The sequence below is a fragment of the Saprospira grandis genome, assembly GCF_027594745.1.
GTDB lineage: Bacteria > Bacteroidota > Bacteroidia > Chitinophagales > Saprospiraceae > Saprospira > Saprospira grandis.
The window spans coordinates 3321275-3337957 of the sequence record NZ_CP110854.1 but is presented as its reverse complement, the minus strand read 5'-3'; the positions used below and the strand labels follow the sequence as shown (position 1 = coordinate 3337957).

The following is a 16683-nucleotide window of genomic DNA, read 5'->3' as shown; positions in this document are numbered from 1 at the left end:
GCCTCCGCTGCGGCTTCGCCTTGCGGCGCTACGTTTCGCAGCTCGCTATTCGCTCGGCCCTGCGGCCTGACGGCCTTGGTCTGCGGCTGCGCCGCACTGCTGCACATCGCTAGGCCAAATGGCCTTCGGCCATTTTTGGATAAAAATTTTAAACTAATTTTGCGTTTACAAATAAAAGTTACTACCTTTGAATAAACACAAAAACAAAACAATGAAAGCATTAGCCATTTTTCTCTTATCCAGTTTATTTTTTGGTCAGCTAAATCTATTACAGATGAACCAGCGAGAACTTTTTTTGGCAAAACAGCAGCAGTATCAAGAAGATACAGCCCTTTATGAAGAAACCTTGGCCCAATATCAAGAGCTTTATGCGCTTTATCAGGAACTTCCTGCAGAGGATCCCGATCGCCCGAGCCTAAAGGCGGCTTTGCTCAAGACCAAAGAGGGCTTAAAAGCCTTTAAGCCACAGCTCAAAACAGATAAGGCCAATTTGGAGCAGCTATTTTCGGTCCTTAAGCAAGAGGATATTCCTAAAACTGATTTTTTATTAGAGTTTGCTCTAAATGCTCGAAAAGTTGCTTTAAAAGCACGAAAACTTCAAGGCAATATCCAAAAAGACGAATGGAGGGAAACCTTACACCTTGATGAGCTTTACATTAAATTCAAGGAAGGTAAAAAGCTCAAAGTTTGCCGTCTAATTGCCGCAGATATTAAGGCTTTAGTAGAGCAGGCAGACAACAAGCCGCCCAGCCTATTTTTAGAAGAATTGGCCCAAATTTTTGAGCGTTATGATGCAGTAGAAAAGATTAAGAAGTATAGAGCTAAATCCCGCTTTATTGAGTCCACCATTGCGCCTTATGTCCTTTCCCCCAACCAACTAGAAAGCATTTTGGACCAAGCCTTGGCCAAAAATGACTTTTTGACGGAGGAGGAACTAATAGAGCAGCAAGAAAAGGATCTTCTCCTGCTAGAAGAAAAACTAGCTGGGGTAATCAGCTATATTAAAATGAAAATCAATAATGAATACGACTTGCTCCCGCCTGCTGAGGAATACTTCAAGTATAAAATTAAGTCTACCTCCTGCATTTCTAATTTGATGGCTGCCAGGCAAGGGATACACCCTAAATTGCACAGCTATTTATTTCAAAATTGGGCCGCTGCGATTCAAGCAGAGCAAGAGTATGATCCTCAATTATTGAAGAAAATACTTGTGGACAATACTAAACTTCCAAAAGACTTTGCAGAAAATTGGTTTAAGGAAGATATGGCTATTGCCAAAATCAATGAACAAAAGTTATTGGCCAATAATTGGTCTACAGGATGTTTTGTAAAAGAGCAGCTCCTCCTTGAAATGAAAGACGAAGAAGCAAAAAAATGGATTCGATCAGCCTGCTCAGCTTGGATCAGTGAATTTAAAACGCTTCTTCGTCAAAACCCTCAGCGCTGCATCAATAAAGATCAGTTCCTCGCTAGTTTAGAACATGAATTTATGGAGGGAATAAAGGGGGAAGATGCCTTTTTTGTTTATGACCGAATTAAAGAGATAGTCTTATCATCTAAAATGAAGTTTTTGAATGGGGAAAAAACAAAGTTTTCACAGCAGCAACTTTTAGACTGCGTCTTTCAAGATAGCATTTTAGGACTTGGAGAAGAGGAGAGACTAAACGCAGTGATTAGTCGGCTAAAAGCAAATCCTGAAATTCAAGTACAAAAAGACTATTTGCTTAAATTTAAAATCATCTTACTTCCTGCTCCTGCTGGTTTAGAATATACAGTTTTGCAAGCGAGTCGATGCGCTTATAAAGCCATTCAAAAACCAGAATTTAAAGACTCTAGTTACTTTGTCCAACTAGCATTTAAACATGCTGATTTCCCCTATATCAACTTTGATGGAGAGATGCGCCTGAAAGTAGATTATGCGCTGAAAAATGTCTTATTTCAAGGCAAGTCAACGCCTGCAGCCTTTGTTGTTGCACTTAATGATGAGGGAGAAAAATGGATAAACGGCTATAATAATGAAGGGGTATCATTAACCGCCTCGGTCATTGAGCAAAAGTGCTTAGCACCCAAGTTTGAAAAATGTATAGCGACCACAATAATTGCCGTTCAACTAGTAGTAAACTATGATATAGAGACATTTCTAGGGATCACCAAAGATAAATGGATAGCGAAGGGAGAAGACCCTGCCAATAGTGCTGATCTTAGTCGATTAGCACAAGCCTTAAGTTTTAATATTGGCAATTATATTAGTGCGGACCCCAGCAGTTGGTCGCGTATAAAAAAGGGGCCTTCTATGCGCATTCGCTTCGACCTAAAATTGTCTTCTGAGCTCATTGCTGATAAAGTTCAACAAGTAGCTTTAGATTTTAAACAAAATCAATCTGGTCCTTGGACGGTTAGCCTAAAAAGGGATAGTTCTTGGAGAGAAAAACAAGCCTAAATGGCCTATTTTTTTGGCCCTTTTCGCTTAGACCAAAGCCCCAAACTTCCGTTTGGGGCTTTGCTTTTTTGCGGCCAATCCATCCAGCTTTTGTATAATTTTAGATGCCGTTCAATCCATGAGGGTTTTAACCCTCATTCAGATATCATTGCGCAGCAATACCGCTGTTGCTGTAGGTTTCAACCTACAGTAAAAAGGGCCGAAGGCCCGCAGGCTGAGGGGCTGTAGCAGGGCCGCCGCAGGCGGCAGACCAAGGCGGCGAAGCCGCCGCAGGGCCGAGCAGACCTGCGAGCTGCGCAATGGCCCGACCCAGCCAAAGGCTGGGGCAGCCCCAAAAAAAAGACTCCCAAAAATGGAAGTCTTTTTCGTACTAGCGTTTCTTAAAGGATGGACCAGCAGTTCGTTTGCTGGGCGCCTCTACAGGCCGTTTGGCCGCCTCTTCTATCCCCTTGAGAATAGCCTTTTGGATATGCCCAAGTTGATCGGAAAAGTTGGAGAGCTGCGCCACCATTTGGACCATGGGGTTTTGCTCATCGCCCTGCAATAAACGGTCTTTGACATAAGCCGCTTTGACCTCTTCCCAGCGTTTTCGCTCCTCCTCGGTTTGTAGGCCCATCATCTCTTTGAGCTTGAGCATATTGGCCTCGGCGCTGGTGGTCAAGGTTTGTGATTCCCCTTTATAATGCGAGATCAACAAGGTTTCAATCTCCTCATCATTCATCACGGCCACCACTTTTTCCGCCAATTTGTTCATGTTCCGATACGAGCCCTGCAAAAGGAAGGGCGGCTCGGTTCGGTAGGCATCGGGCATCGCCGCCGATTTGATATAGCCTTGGTTGACCTTGAGAATGACGTCTCGAATGCGCAGCATTTTTTTCAAAACCGCCGCATATTCGTTAAGCTCCTGAGGCGAGTGATTGGCCCGAAACTCTAGGCCCTCTCTGCGGCCCGTTTGGGCAAACTCCAAAATGGGATACAAATCATCAATAGATTTGGCCGCCAATTTTTGGGTAACAGGATTGGAAGTCAAGGAGTTTTCTATATAACTGAGCTCGAAAATATCTTGCGTTTTTCCAATAATATCCCCCAAATTGTAAATATCGGCCCGGTTGGCCAACATATCGGGAATGCGGAACTTGTCCCCACTTTCCGTATAAGGGTTACCCGCCATGACTACCGAAACCCGCTTACCACGCAAATCATAGGTTTTGGTTTGGCCCTGATAAACCCCCTCAATTTTTCGCTGTCCATCCGTCAAAGAGATGAATTTTTGCAAAAACTCGGGATGACAGTGCTGAATATCATCCAGATAAATCATCACATTATCGCCCATTTCCAAAGAGAGGTTGAGCTTTTCGAGCTCTTTGCGTGCCCCCGCATTCTTGGCCTCTGAAGGATCTAAAGAGACCACATCATGTCCAATAGCTGGACCGTTAATCTTCATAAAGATCAAGCCCAAGCGGTTGGCCACATATTCCATTAAGGTGGTTTTACCATAACCAGGAGGCGAAATGAGGAGCAACATCCCCATGCGGTCCGTTCGGCTGCCCTCGCCCAAAGTACCGATTTGCTTGGCCAAGTTATCGCCAAAAATGGGGAGATATAGCTGGTCAATCAGTTTGTTTCGGACAAAAGAGGACAGTACTCTAGGCTTAAACTCGCTCAATCGCAACTGCTCCTTAAACTGATGCGTCAGGTCTTTTTTCATCTGAATAAAACGCTCATACAAAGGCAGATCTTGGGCCATATAGGCCTGCATTTTATCCATAAAGCGGTTGTAATCGAGGAAATAGCGCCCATTTTCGCCAATGTTGTTGTGCTCTCCCCGCAAGCCAAGCAGCTCTTGCTGTGTATTCACCTGCAAGACCTGACTCTCCTGATATTGGCCCAATAACAAAATCAAAGCGGCCTCATCCAAATAGGCTTTGGGCTGCTCTTGGCTATCGCAGAAGGCATTGAGCCACTGCCGCAATAACTCAAATTGCTGTTTGGGAAACTCATCCAGCTCTCGAATGGCCTGTTCAAAATCCTTTTGCATGGCCTCTCCCTCTAAAAGGGCCAAAAAGGCCTGCTTGAGGTCATGCGCTTGGCCCGAAATCAAGAAGTAGTTGCGCTTGGCCCGCTCTTTTAGCAAGTAGCGAGCCGCTTGAGCCGCCAAATGCGGAGCAAACAAAGCCGTTTGGGCCAAATAATCCTGAATATCCGCCTCCAAATCTTCTAGCAAGCGGTCAAATTCCTTGCTTTTGGGAAACAATTTGAGCAGTTGCCCAGCAGAACGCAACTGCTTGTCCAACAACTGCCGCTCTTCTTCCTCCAAATGGCGGAGGTAATACAATTGCGCCAATACTCGACTTTCTGGACCAAAAGACAGATGATCAATATGCTGATGCAAATAGAGCAAACTGCCCAATATCTGCGCCGCATCCTCATCGTGAATGCCCTTGTTGTAGCCATCCTGGTAGCGGCTCGCCATGAATTTCTGCACATAAGGCAAAATCTCATCTTCTTTGAGCCAGTTTTGCTTGGCTTCTAGCTCTTTGAGTACCAAATAAGCCAGAAATTCGGCCCGATAGACCTGAGCATTTTCAGAAGGATAACTTTGGTCCCAAACCGATTTGGTGGCTAAAAAATCTGGGTCCTCAACTTCCTGAAAAAAGCCCGTTCCCGTCAAATGATAATACATCCCGCCCGAACGAGGGACCATGGTCAAATCCAAACTTTGGGTATTGACCGCAAAACTGTGGCGACCAAAGCGAATGGCATTGCCCCCGCCCTGGAAAAGATCTTCCTTGTCCCGAAGCTGACGCAAAGCATCTTCCTGAATGGTTTTGAGCTGCGTCTGTAGATCGCCCGCCTTATTGCTATCGCCCAATTCTCTAAGCTGCTCAATGCTTTCGCGCAGCTTATCAATCATGAGGTCAGAGGCAAAAAAGCCGTTAATCTCGACCACCGATTTTAATTTATTGGCCCGATTGCGCACCCCTTTCAAAATCCGCTCGGCTGCCGTTTGCAAAGCCGATGAGCGGCGGTTGATAGCCTCGACCAAGCTGAGCTTTTTGGTCTCAAATACGTTGTAGACCTCTTCTCGCTTTTCCGAAATCTTGAGAATAAACTCATCAAATTCGGCAAATTTGCTTTCTAGCTCTTCTACCTGAATCATCAATTTACTTAGGTACTCCTCGCATTTGCTGGGCGTATCCGAGATGTCGATATAGTTGATGATCGACTGGTCGATCAGCTTCATCTGGGCCGCAAATTCAGCTTGGCCCTCGGCAGAAGTGAGCTCTTTGAGGCGGCGACGAAGGGCCGCTTTAATTTGGTTGAGCAGGGAGAAAATATCGGTAATGCTGTCGATAATTCGAGTGGTTTGGGTCGCATCCTCAATCTTGAGGTTAGACACAATCTCGATCAACATCTCTAGCTCTTTACCAATGCCATCAATGCGTTCCTCTAGTTTTTTCCCTTGCTGAGCCGTTTCTACCGCCGGAATTTCCTTTTTGGCCTCATCTACTTTTTGCATATAGGGCTCCAAAGCATCGGGCCGCAGCAAAAAGGCCACACATTCGGTAGAAAGGAGCGCTAGTTTTTCGGCAGCTTGGGCCTCTAAGCCTTCAATATAAGGGAGGTCGGCATAACGCAAATCCTTGAGCGAGATGATTTCCCCACGGATAATCCGCAACTCAGATAAGAAGTTGACGAAAACACCAATCTGATTAAAGCTAGCTTGCTCAACCTCCTTAAATAAGGTGTTGGCCCGCTGCCCTACTTCTTGAATATTTTCTTTGCTCGCCTTCTTGATGGCCTGTACTTTCTCAAACTCATCAATGGCGGCATTGGCCGCTTGGCGAATCTCCCCCAAGGGCGCATCGATCCCAAAAGCCTGTGGGTCCTTGATCCAATAATAGGCATCGAGGATGTCATTAGACTTTTTGGTCAGGTCAAAATAAAGATCGCTATAGGTTTCATCCTTGCCCAATAAGCTCAGTAGCTCTTGACATTCGGCCATAGCCCGCACAATGTCGCGGTTGCCCACCTTGTACAAAAAGCTATCGGTATGCTCAGAGGGAATGATGTCGCCCTCAATATAAGGCGTTTGCCAAATCTGAATCATATGGTGCTTGGTCGCACTCTCCTCCGCTCTAAAATAACAGAGTTCTCCATTCGGGAAAAGGGTGTAGCCATGGCAATGAATGGGCGTGGCCACCTGCTGCTCAATCACATTATAAGAGAGCAAAATATAGGTCCCTTTTTGCTGATTGTAGAAGCTGAATAGATGGTCTTCTCCATTGGGAGATTGTACCCGACGCTCAAACTTATAGCCACTACCACCCGCCTTATCAAAGACTTTATAGTCGCCAGTTTGCAGATAAAAACCATTGGCAAAGATGAGCCCTTGGCTGCCCGGCAACAAAATTCCCGAATGTTCTAAGGTGTCAATTCGCTCTACCGATTGTAGCTTTTCATTAAAGACAAAATAGCGAGCATCTTCTAAATAAGGAGCCATGCTCAAGACGATCAAATTGCCCAAATCGGCAAATTGGATGTCCGCATCTTCTAGTTTTTGGTCCTTTTGGACCACCTCTTCCCGATAAACTCCCTGCCCATCAGCGGTATTGTCTTCTACCTTAATGGTCAAATCGCCGCCCACGGTTTCTACAAACACACGGTCCAAAATGGAAATATGCGGATGATCGCCATAGCGGTACATTTCCCGACTCACTTTTTTCCACTCAAACTCATGCTGAGCTGGAAATTTATAGCGATGCTCGCCCGGTTGGTTGAAATAGAGCAATTGCCCATCTCGGACCTCCCACTTGAACATTTTGCTGTCGTTCACATCCTCACTAAGCTGAAAGACCATATAGAAAAATGGACTATTCTGCTCAATGGCGAATTTGGCAAAAACCGCATCCTTATAATAGCGGAATAGGTTGCTAAAGTCGGTTAAAAACTGGCGATTTTGGCCCTCAAAAAGGGGGCTCAAATCACTTTCCTCAAAGCGATCGCCATTAAATTGATAGGCGCTAAAAATATCTTCTAGCTTAATTTCGGACCGAAGGCCCATTTGCACATTATAACCAAAAATACAGAAGTCGCCCACCGCAATAATATCGCGGGCCACACAATTATTTTCGGTATTGATGCGAGAGTTCCCTTTGAGTTCTAGCTCAATAGCACCAAAGACCTCTTTCCGAGCTACATTTAGCTCATCTAGGCGGCCTCTCAACTCTTTTCCGTAGCGGTTCAATCGGCCCTTAATGACCTCATAGGTGCCGCTTTCGAGTTGGCTATTTTGCTCTTCTTCCTGTTCTGGGGCTATATTTTCCTTTGCCATAATTTTTTTTGGAGATTTTCTTGGGGCTGCCCCGCCCTGCGGGCGGGTCGGGCTGTGTCGGGGCTCGCAGGTTTGCTCGGCCCTGCGCGGGCTGCGCCCGCTGGGTCTGCGGCTTCGCCGCCCCCCTTTCCATCCCTCAGCCGGGCGCTGCGCGCCTCTGCGGCGGCTAGGCCGCCTACTCAAGGACCAAAATGAAATGAAAAAACGCCTAGCCGTCCTTTTGGTCCACTAAGCGTTTTTTTGCGGTTTTGATTGGGGCGGCGCAGCCGCCCGGCCCTTGGGCCGAACGGACTAGCGATGGGGAGCAGTGGCCCGCAGGGCCAGACCGAAGCGCTTTAGCGCTGAAGGGCCGAGCAAACCTGCGAGCTGCGGACCGTAGCGCCCGCAGCCCCAATTTAAAGGGCTGCGGGAGGCCCCAAATCAGAATTAGCCTAGCAAGTCAGCAGCAGATTGGTTGTTGATGCCCAAGCTACTCACCTGGTCCATCATGCTGCGGATAAGGTCTTTTTGGTTGCCGCTCACCTTGCCATACAACTGAGACAAAAGTGCAGAAATGGTTAGGTCGCGGAGGGTATCGCTACCGATATTGTACTCCTGAGCAAACTCCCGTAGGCGGCTAAATAGGCCCTGCTCTACGCCATTGCCCAAAAGTGCGGCCTTGGCATCTTGCAAATGCTTCGAGCTGTCGATCAGGCGATCTACAGATTTGCCCTTGTTGATCGAGTTGAGCAAAGAATCGAAGAATTGCGTTTCGCCACCCACGATATCGATGCGGGCGTTGCTCAAAGACTGGCCGAGGAGGCGAGCTTGGGCCTCGGCAATAGCGCGACGAGCTTCGATTTCGGCCAAAGCGATTTGGCGCTCTTGCTCCAAGCGGAGTTTGTATTCTTCATGCTCTCGGCCTACGCCGTCTAGGGCCTTCATGGCCTCTGCTTTGGCGGCCAAACCTTTGGCTTCGGCAGCTAGGCGCAATTCGATCACGCTAGCTTCAGAGGTACCTTTTTGCGAGATGAGTTGGGCCTCCACGGTTCCTTTTTCACGGTTCACTTCGGCCTCGGCCAAACCTTGTTTGCGAGTGGCTTCGGCTTTGGCCTCAATGGCTTTGGCTTCGGCTAGGGCTTTTTGCTCAATCAAGCGGGCCTCTACATTGCCTTCAAGTTCGGCAGCTTCGGCACGGGCCTGCATGACTTCGGCCTCGGCCAAACCAACAGTGGCTTCTTCAGCGGCTTTGGCTTCGGCGGCAATTTTGCGAGCTTCGGCTTCCTTCTGCTGAGCGGCTTTTTTGGCATCGGCCTCAATAATAATTTGTTGGGCCTTGATTTCCGCCACCGCTTTTTCGGCTTCTGCCCGGCGAGTTTCCTCTACCTTTTGGGTCTCCGTGGTCTTTTGTACGTTAATCATGGCCACTTGGCGTTCGCGCTCTGCTTCGGCCAACTGGATAGCATCTTGGATCTTCTGATCCTCTTCAATGGTCTTTTTCTCTTCGGCCTTACGCTCCTTGATAATCGCTTGAATATCTCGCTTTTTGGCTTCTAGGACCTTTTCCTTTTCGATCCGGGCCTCTCCTACCGAACGCTCTTTTTTCTCTACCTCCAAAAGGCGGTCAATCTCGATGCGTTCGTTTTCTACGGCCTCGGTGCGTTCCTTATTTTTGCGGGCCACAATGATTTCCCGCTCCTTATTTTCCTCGGCAATGCCCTCTTGGCGATGGGCTTCTTTGCGCTTGAGTTCAGTTTCCAAGTTCTTAGAAATCACCAATTGCTCGGCCTCATTGGTTTGCTCTGACTGCAAGATGGTCAAGGCTCTTTTTTGGCGCTCTTCTTTTTCTGCCTGTTGGAGCTCAAGTTGCAAGATAGCTTCACGAGCTTCTACATCTTGTTGCTTGATGGTTTTTTCTCGCTCGCGGCGGATAAAGTTGGTCTTTTCAATTTGGATTGAAGTCAATTCTTCAATCTTCTTGATCCCCTCAGAGTCTAGGATATTATCCTGCTTTAGGGCCGTGATAGGCGTTTGCTCGAGGTAATCAATCGCACAGTCATCCAAAACATAGCCGTTGAGGTCGGTGCCAATGGTTTCCAGAATCTTGTTCTTAAACTTGTTGCGCTCGGTATAGAGGTCAATCAAGTCAAACTGCTTACCTACTGTTTTTAGGGCCTCAGAGAATTTAGCATCAAAAAGGCTGTTGAGCGTTTCCTGCTTAGACGCACGGGCGCAACCAATGGCCTGGGCCACTTCGAGAATCGACTGTTTGTCTTTATTGACCCGAACGAAGAACACGACTTTAATATCGGCACGAAGGTTATCTTGGCAGATCAACCCTTCACTACCTGTACGGCCTACCTCAATCGTTTTGATCGAGATATCCATTTCTTCTACTTTGTGCAAAACGGGAACGACAAACATTCCACTATCATAAACGACCTTGGTTCCACCAAAGCCAGTTCTAATTAGTGCACGTCCCTGGGGGACCTTTCGGTGGCAACGGGCCACAAGAATAACAAAGCCGATCAAGACGAGCAGAATCACTCCGCCGACGATGAGCATAATTTGCGGGAACATGAGCAAAATGTTTTAGAGTTGTTGAGTAAAATTTGGGGTTATCTGGGCATTTGAGGGGCCCGTTAGAAGAAGTTGAGGACTCATTTAGTCCACTTCTGTTAAGACAAGGTAAGGAAATTTGCGATTTTCGCCATCTGGATGTAGAGATTTGAGCTGGTATTTTTTGCCCTGGATCTCGAACTCATCGCCTAGGGATAATTCAAATTCTTTTTCTTCTTGAAAGTAAAGCAGGACCGCCATTTCGGTATTTACGGTAGCTGCAGAAACCGTAGCGCTGCCCAAAGGAGCGGGCACGCCCTGTTCAATAATATATTCTTTTGCCATTTCTTCTGTTTTGGGGGCTTGGGCGCAGGCCTGCAAGCAAAACAGCAGGCCCAAGCTCCAAATAAATAATCTATTTATCGCCGATGCTAAAGTCATAGAAATATTCTTTTAGCGTATCAAAATCAATTTCGAGGTGGTAGTAGCCCCAGGGGTTGCGCAGCTTAACTTTGCCGCCATTCACGCCCATAACCGCATAAGAGTGGCCATGTACTACTCGCTGCCCATCTTTGAGCTTGGTTTGCTGGCTATCGTCATTGCCCTTAGTATCGGCCGCTACCATCCGCTTATCTTCTAAGGCTTCGGTAATCATCTCTTCGATTTCTTTGGCCGAGTAGCTCTTGGTTTTATAGACATCGCCATCTTCTCCAGTGAGTAGGCCCATGGCTTTTTCTACATAGCCGCCATGAATATCCTGATAGCTGCCCTGATATTGGGCATAGGCTTTTTCGAGTAGCATCACCCAAAGCTCTTGATCGCCTAGGCGAGCATAGGCGGGATTTCCATTTTCATCTACTGGAAATTCGGGTTTTACTTTGACGGTTACGGGGCTACGGTCCCAAGAGATCCAGTACTTATAGACGTGTAGGGTCACATCATAGGTCCCATCTCCATTGTCTTTAATCAGCTTTTTGATGGCCCCGGGGTCTGTTTTGGCCAAGCTGGCCACGGCGGCGAGAAAGTAGCAATCGCCCAGATAGCCCTGTTGCACATCATTGGGGTCTACACTATTAGTATCGGACCAGCCTTTTTTGAAAATATCGGCAACGACCTCATCGTATTTATAGTTTTGCTCGTCGCGGATGGGGGGATTGGAGCGGGTAAACTCATAGATTTTATCCACCTTGCCCTTATAATCCTTGAGCTTGGCATAGCGGCTATCCAACTTTGCTTTTACGGCATCTTAAGCCTGTTCGTAATAGGTTTCAAACTGCTCACAGAGTCCCTTAAGGGCAAAAACCTCTGCCGTATCTTCTTCTGTATGTTCTCGGCTTTTGAGCTTGCCAAAGATATCGCTTTGGGCATTTTTCAATCGGTCCAATAGCTGATCAAAGGTATCGACTAGTTTGACGGCCTGTTCTTTTGGGGCCTTAGCGCTAATATCCAGCTCATGTTTTTGGGCCGGGGCGGTAGCGGCGGCGGGAGCTTCTTCCGTGGCGGCTTCTACGGCCTCGGCAACAGCAGCTACGGCCAGTTCTAGTTCCATTTTAGCCTTGGCCAAGACGGGCGCCAACTTCTGCTGCATGATTTCGGGGCTCAGGCCTCCTTTTTTCAGCTCAATTTTGGCTTTGAGGCCTTCTTCCGTTTGCTCTAGGGCAAAGCTACCGCCTCCGGTCTTTTTCATCAAGTGAATTTTCTCCTGCTTCACTCTTTTAACGGCCTTTTGCATCTCCGCTTCCTTCTTAAAGGGAAGCATCAGGCTAATTTTTTTGGCCCCTAGTTTATAGTCGGCTAAGACCAATACCGCCTTGGCTTTTTTCCAATTGGCCTTTGCTTTTAGGGCCTTGAGGTAATCGGCGGGGGTCAGCTCCGACAGCTGATCTAAATTTAGTTCTACGGACATAATTTGACAATAATTAGATAGGTATAAGGTAGGTATTTTGGCTTTTTTTAATGTTCATCGGCAGGGACGACCACAAAGCAGTTTTCCTGCTGCAGCTCATCCACAATTAAGACCTTTTGGCCCTTCTTGATTTGTTTTTCTATGCTTTTGGCCGAAATCGTAGAGACCGAATCATTCACAAAGACCTTAATCTGGCCCATGCTATCTGGGGCAATCTCTGTGAGGACCGTCCCCACTTTTCCTTTATAATCTATCGCCTTTACCGAAGTATCTAACTTGGCAAAAATAGGCACCAAAGGCGATGACAAAATTTTCATGATTAAAGCACTGACCAAGATATTGGGCAAAAGAGAAATGAGGGCCAGCGTAATTGTATTCTCCGGATTGTAAAAGCTTCCCTCATGGTTCAATAAGACCGAAATGCTCCAAGCACTCAATATAAATAAGGAAAAGAGAATCATAAAGGGCAGTTTGCCCAAATTGAGAAAACGAAGCGTACCGATCCACCAAGAAACCTGCGCCCCGGCAGAAACCTCAGTATCTGCATCGGCATCTACATCCGCGTCTACATCTGCGTCTACATCCGCATCTACATCAATGTCTGCATCTACATCCACATCCACGTCTACATCTACATCTACATCTACATCTACATCTACGTCGACATCTGCATCTAGGTCCATATCAAAGCTCTCTATATCTAGAGCGCCCAATACTACCGACAACCAATATAAGATGACCAATACAAACAGAACGGTCCAAAGAAGATTGGAGGCCGATAAGGCCGCCTGGATAAGCTCCATCATAGGGGAATAATTAAATCTAGGGGTTCATGAACCTATTAAAATGAATAGACATCTAGCCTAAGGTTTCTTTCTTAACAAAGGTTCCCATTCTGTTAAGATGTCTTAAGGCCTTTAATTTAGCTCTTTTTGGGCGAATACCTAATATGGAAGGGCAAAAACTCTAGGCCTACGGCCTGAAACCCTATTTGGAGGATAATATTTTTTTGGGGCCTGCCGCCTTTGGCGGCCGGGCCCTTGCAGGGCTCGCAGCTCTGCTCGGCCCTGCGTCGCCTTCGGCTCTTTGGTCTGGCCTGCGGCCACCCTTTCAGGCCCCTAGGCCGTTTGGCCTGCGGCCCTGCGGGCCTGCTATCTGGGCCTGTAGGTTGAAACCTACAGCAACAAAAGGGGCCATGCTAAGCCCAATAAAAATGAGCCGACGGTTAAAACCATCGGCCCATAACGACTGCTAATACAAGCAAACAAGGGCTTTAGCCCGCCAGTTTGCACAGACCCGCAACCATGGGCTTCAGCCCATGGGAAAATACGCTCACTACCCCCTTAAGCTTCTATTCTTACTGCCCTGGGCTGAAGCCCAGGGTTGTTGACTGAGCGAACTGAGGGACTAAAGTCCTTGTTCGCTTTTTCTCTACCGTTTGGCTTTCGGCCATAGGCTGCAGATAGCGGCAAAGCCGCCATGGCCGAAGGCCAAACGGCCCAGCGCTGCGCAGGGGTGGCCGAAGGCCAGACCGAAGGCGAAACGAAGTGTAGCCTGAAGGGCCGAACAGACCTGTGAGCCCCGCAGCATAGCGGCGGCCGCCCGCCCTTTTTGGGGCGGCCGCGGGCCCCAAATTCTAGAACTTATATTGCATGACTAGCTTGAGGAAAAAAGGAGTTCCGGGCGTAAAGTGAATTTCCTCTACCGATTCGCTTTCATTAAAAAGGCGAGACTCGGTGGCAAACTGTGTTTCGTTCCATGCTGTATTAAAGAGGTTTTGAATCTGCACAGCAAAATCAAATTGTTTATACTCATAGCCTAGGTTGGCATCGACCAGGGTATACCCTTCTGCTACGATAGAATTATCTTCATTGGCGGGGCGGTCATTGATATGTCTTAGGTTGAGGCTCCCATACAGTCCGCTAGAGTGTTTATAATTCAGGCCTGCTTGGAGGGTGAAATCTGCTGCTAGGGGGATATAATCTTGGCCGACTTCCTCCTCTATACTTCGGGCGTGGGTATAATTGGCATCCAGATTAAAAAAGAGGGAAGTGACAGGTTGGTATCGATAGCTAAGGTCGATCCCTTGTCTTTGGCTACGGCCAGAGGGTTCTACAATACCGGCATCGCCTACATAGACAAACTCTTGTTCCATGTAGAGGTACCAATAGGCCATATTGAGGAACATTTTGGGGCTAATTTTCCAGTTATAGCCTAGATCAAAGCCATAGGTAGCGGGCAAGATTTCGTCTAAATTTTGGGCAATGACTAGGCGGCTATCATTGGAGTGGAAGCCCTTTCCTCCTTTGAGGTAGAGCTGCAAGCGATTGGACTGTTGGTAAGCGATATTGAGTTTTGGGCTCAAGATGCTTTTTGTTCTAGCGCGATGGTCATATTCGCTGCTCAGATGATTGGTATAAGCAAAATCAAAATAATCTAGGCGCAAGCTGGGCTGGATCAGCCATTTGCCAATATTTAATTTTGCGCCTAGATAAGCAGCGGCATTTTTTTCTTGGATATCGCCAAATTGGATTTGCTCCAAAACGGTTTGGCGGTTGATCGTATGAGAGAGTTCATTGTCTATAGATTCATCGGCTCTTAGTTGTAGACCGGCGATCAGGGCCCCTTCTAACTGATTAAAATGAAAGAAGCGATTATACTCTGTATTTAGGCCGTAGATATTTCGATCTTCTTGCTGTTTGATTTGGTCGCCATTGATGCTGTCTTCTAAGAAGAAGGTAAAATTAGAATAGAGTTCAAAATCGTACTTGCTCCAGTAGAGGCTCGTTTTGATCAAAGAATGCGCATCAATAATTTTTTTGTGCGCCAAACGAATATTTGTTCGGCTAGTTTGTCCGCCTTCGGTATCATCTATAGCTCCAAAGCGGCTAATGAGTCCTTGTTCTACTGCTCTTGTAGGGATTTGGCCCGAGGCGTCCCAACTACTTTGAAAATGCGAGGCCGTAATATTTATGTGATTATTTGGAGAGCTATTTAGGCTAAATTTAGCAAAGAGATTGAGCCGATCAAAGTGCTGGGGGCTTTCAAAATAGCCATCAGTTGCTTGATAATCGCTAGCAATATAAGCCGATTGCTTTCCGCTATTAAATAATTTAAAGAGCCCCAAAACACGAGCACTATTATATTGACCAGCTTCTAGTTTAATCAGATTATCTTCTAGGTAGTTTTTGGTTTTGAAATTGACATAGCCAGCTGTAGCAAAATTACCTTTTTGCTCATTGTAGCTTCCTTTTTCAAACTGAATTTGCTCTACCGTTTCAGGAATCAGAAAATGTAAATCTGCATAACCCTGCCCATGCGCATGAGAGACCATATTTACGGGCATATCATCTACCGTGATGCTCAAATCAGTGCCGTGGTCAATGTCAAAACCACGCAGAAATATCTGCTCGGCCTTGCCGCCCCCAGCATGCTGTCCAATAAAAAGGCCGGGCATTTTTTTTAATAAGTCTTGAGAAGATTTTACGGGCTGCAACTGCAAATCAATATCAGAAAGGAGCTGTAGGCTATTTACCTTATTGTTGATGACAACTTCTTCAAGCTCCACCGCCAAATCATCTAATTGTACAATTATAGAGCTGTCCGTTTGGACCACCAACAATACCTTAGGGCGATATAAAAGATGTCGAAACTCTAAAGTATCTCCAATAGCCACTTTTTCTAGCTGAAAACTACCCCGCAAATCACTATGGCTATGCTGCTGATTGGCCCTGTTGATAATGGTCGCCTCAGCAATAGGAGAAGAGGACTTATCTAGAATCTGCCCTTCTAGGGTTTGTGCATGCAAACTGAGCGAGAAGGCAAATAGTAAAGTGGTAAAAAAAATAAATTTCATTAGAATTTTGTTTAGTGAGCCCCCAAGATATTCAGTTTTATAAAAAAAGCAACCCCAATTGGCTGCTCCTAAAAAAACAAACAAGACTGTAGTTATCTAATCCTCTCTACGCCCCCCCCGCATCATCAAAAGGAGCTAGCGTATCCCCCCCTCTAACCAAATCCCTCCAGCAGATGCATCATCGCTAATGTTGTCCGGACACCAAGGCCCCATCTGATGATCAGTAGGCATACTCGTCGTTACGATCTCATAACAATCCGTTTCTGTCCCATCAGAAAGCGTACAAGGTACAATCGTTACGGTGGTGTTCGTATTCGCCGCCGTGAAATAACTGGACTCTACACTCACTACGGTTTCTTCACTACCCGAAATTCCTTCCTCTTCCTTTTTACAAGCCGAAGTGGCTACTGCTAAGCCCAAAAATAAAAAGGAAGCCGTTTTGAAGGATCTGTTCATAATCATCGCTTTTGGTATTCTTAAATTTAATCCCCCTTTAGACCCTCTTCCCCATATAATCCCCCCAAAGCAGATACCTACAATGCTTGCTTTTTATTCCCCCAAATCTTTCTTCTCTATACTCATTTTTTGGGCCTCCTGCCTGCGGCAGG

The 16683-nt window shown here is 46.6% G+C and carries 8 protein-coding genes and 1 pseudogene; 1 reads left to right on the top strand and 8 read right to left on the bottom strand.

The genetic code is table 11. The annotated features are described in order from the left end of the window. The first annotated feature begins 211 nt into the window (after positions 1-211). The gene (locus OP864_RS13170) at positions 212-2440 is read left to right on the top strand and encodes a hypothetical protein (RefSeq protein WP_270098623.1); all 2229 of its coding nucleotides are present in this window, start codon (positions 212-214) and stop codon (positions 2438-2440) included. Between the two features lie 370 nt (positions 2441-2810). Here the strand turns inward: OP864_RS13170 and OP864_RS13165 are convergent, their stop codons facing one another. The 8 genes and pseudogenes from OP864_RS13165 to OP864_RS13130 form a co-directional block, all read right to left on the bottom strand. Next, the gene (locus tag OP864_RS13165) at positions 2811-7775 is read right to left on the bottom strand and encodes a DNA repair ATPase (RefSeq protein ID WP_270098622.1); all 4965 of its coding nucleotides are present in this window, start codon (positions 7773-7775) and stop codon (positions 2811-2813) included. Positions 7776-8201: 426 nt separating this feature from the next. Next, positions 8202-10334 (bottom strand): SPFH domain-containing protein, encoded by a 2133-nt coding sequence (locus OP864_RS13160; protein ID WP_270098621.1) that lies wholly within the window; start codon positions 10332-10334, stop codon positions 8202-8204. Positions 10335-10418: 84 nt separating this feature from the next. Next, positions 10419-10658: a DUF6406 domain-containing protein gene (locus tag OP864_RS13155; RefSeq protein ID WP_270098620.1), complete on the bottom strand. Its 240-nt coding sequence runs from the start codon at positions 10656-10658 to the stop codon at positions 10419-10421. Between the two features lie 70 nt (positions 10659-10728). Next, positions 10729-11541 carry a C2 family cysteine protease gene (locus OP864_RS13150; protein ID WP_270098619.1) on the bottom strand — a complete coding sequence of 271 codons (813 nt, stop codon included), beginning with the start codon at positions 11539-11541 and terminating at the stop codon, positions 10729-10731. 18 nt (positions 11542-11559) lie between these two features. Next, positions 11560-12219 carry a hypothetical protein gene (locus tag OP864_RS13145; RefSeq protein ID WP_270098618.1) on the bottom strand — a complete coding sequence of 220 codons (660 nt, stop codon included), beginning with the start codon at positions 12217-12219 and terminating at the stop codon, positions 11560-11562. A gap of 47 nt (positions 12220-12266) precedes the next feature. Further along, a complete protein-coding gene (locus OP864_RS13140) occupies positions 12267-13025 on the bottom strand; it encodes an NfeD family protein (RefSeq protein ID WP_270098617.1) in 759 nt (252 codons plus the stop codon). Between the two features lie 830 nt (positions 13026-13855). Further along, complete coding sequence (locus OP864_RS13135; RefSeq protein WP_270098616.1) at positions 13856-16075, bottom strand: TonB-dependent receptor; 2220 nt, start codon at positions 16073-16075, stop codon at positions 13856-13858. Positions 16076-16219: 144 nt separating this feature from the next. Then, a pseudogene (locus tag OP864_RS13130) lies at positions 16220-16531 on the bottom strand (YHYH protein); the annotation flags it as partial. Between the last annotated feature and the right edge of the window lie 152 nt (positions 16532-16683).

Excerpts from the sequence above, each read along its gene's own strand:
- OP864_RS13170 (WP_270098623.1), top strand. The coding sequence starts at position 212 with ATGAAAGCATTAGCCATTTTTCTCTTATCCAGTTTATTTTTTGGTCAG.
- OP864_RS13165 (WP_270098622.1), bottom strand. The coding sequence starts at position 7,775 with ATGGCAAAGGAAAATATAGCCCCAGAACAGGAAGAAGAGCAAAATAGC.
- OP864_RS13160 (WP_270098621.1), bottom strand. The coding sequence starts at position 10,334 with ATGTTCCCGCAAATTATGCTCATCGTCGGCGGAGTGATTCTGCTCGTC.
- OP864_RS13155 (WP_270098620.1), bottom strand. The coding sequence starts at position 10,658 with ATGGCAAAAGAATATATTATTGAACAGGGCGTGCCCGCTCCTTTGGGC.
- OP864_RS13145 (WP_270098618.1), bottom strand. The coding sequence starts at position 12,219 with ATGTCCGTAGAACTAAATTTAGATCAGCTGTCGGAGCTGACCCCCGCC.
- OP864_RS13140 (WP_270098617.1), bottom strand. The coding sequence starts at position 13,025 with ATGATGGAGCTTATCCAGGCGGCCTTATCGGCCTCCAATCTTCTTTGG.
- OP864_RS13135 (WP_270098616.1), bottom strand. The coding sequence starts at position 16,075 with ATGAAATTTATTTTTTTTACCACTTTACTATTTGCCTTCTCGCTCAGT.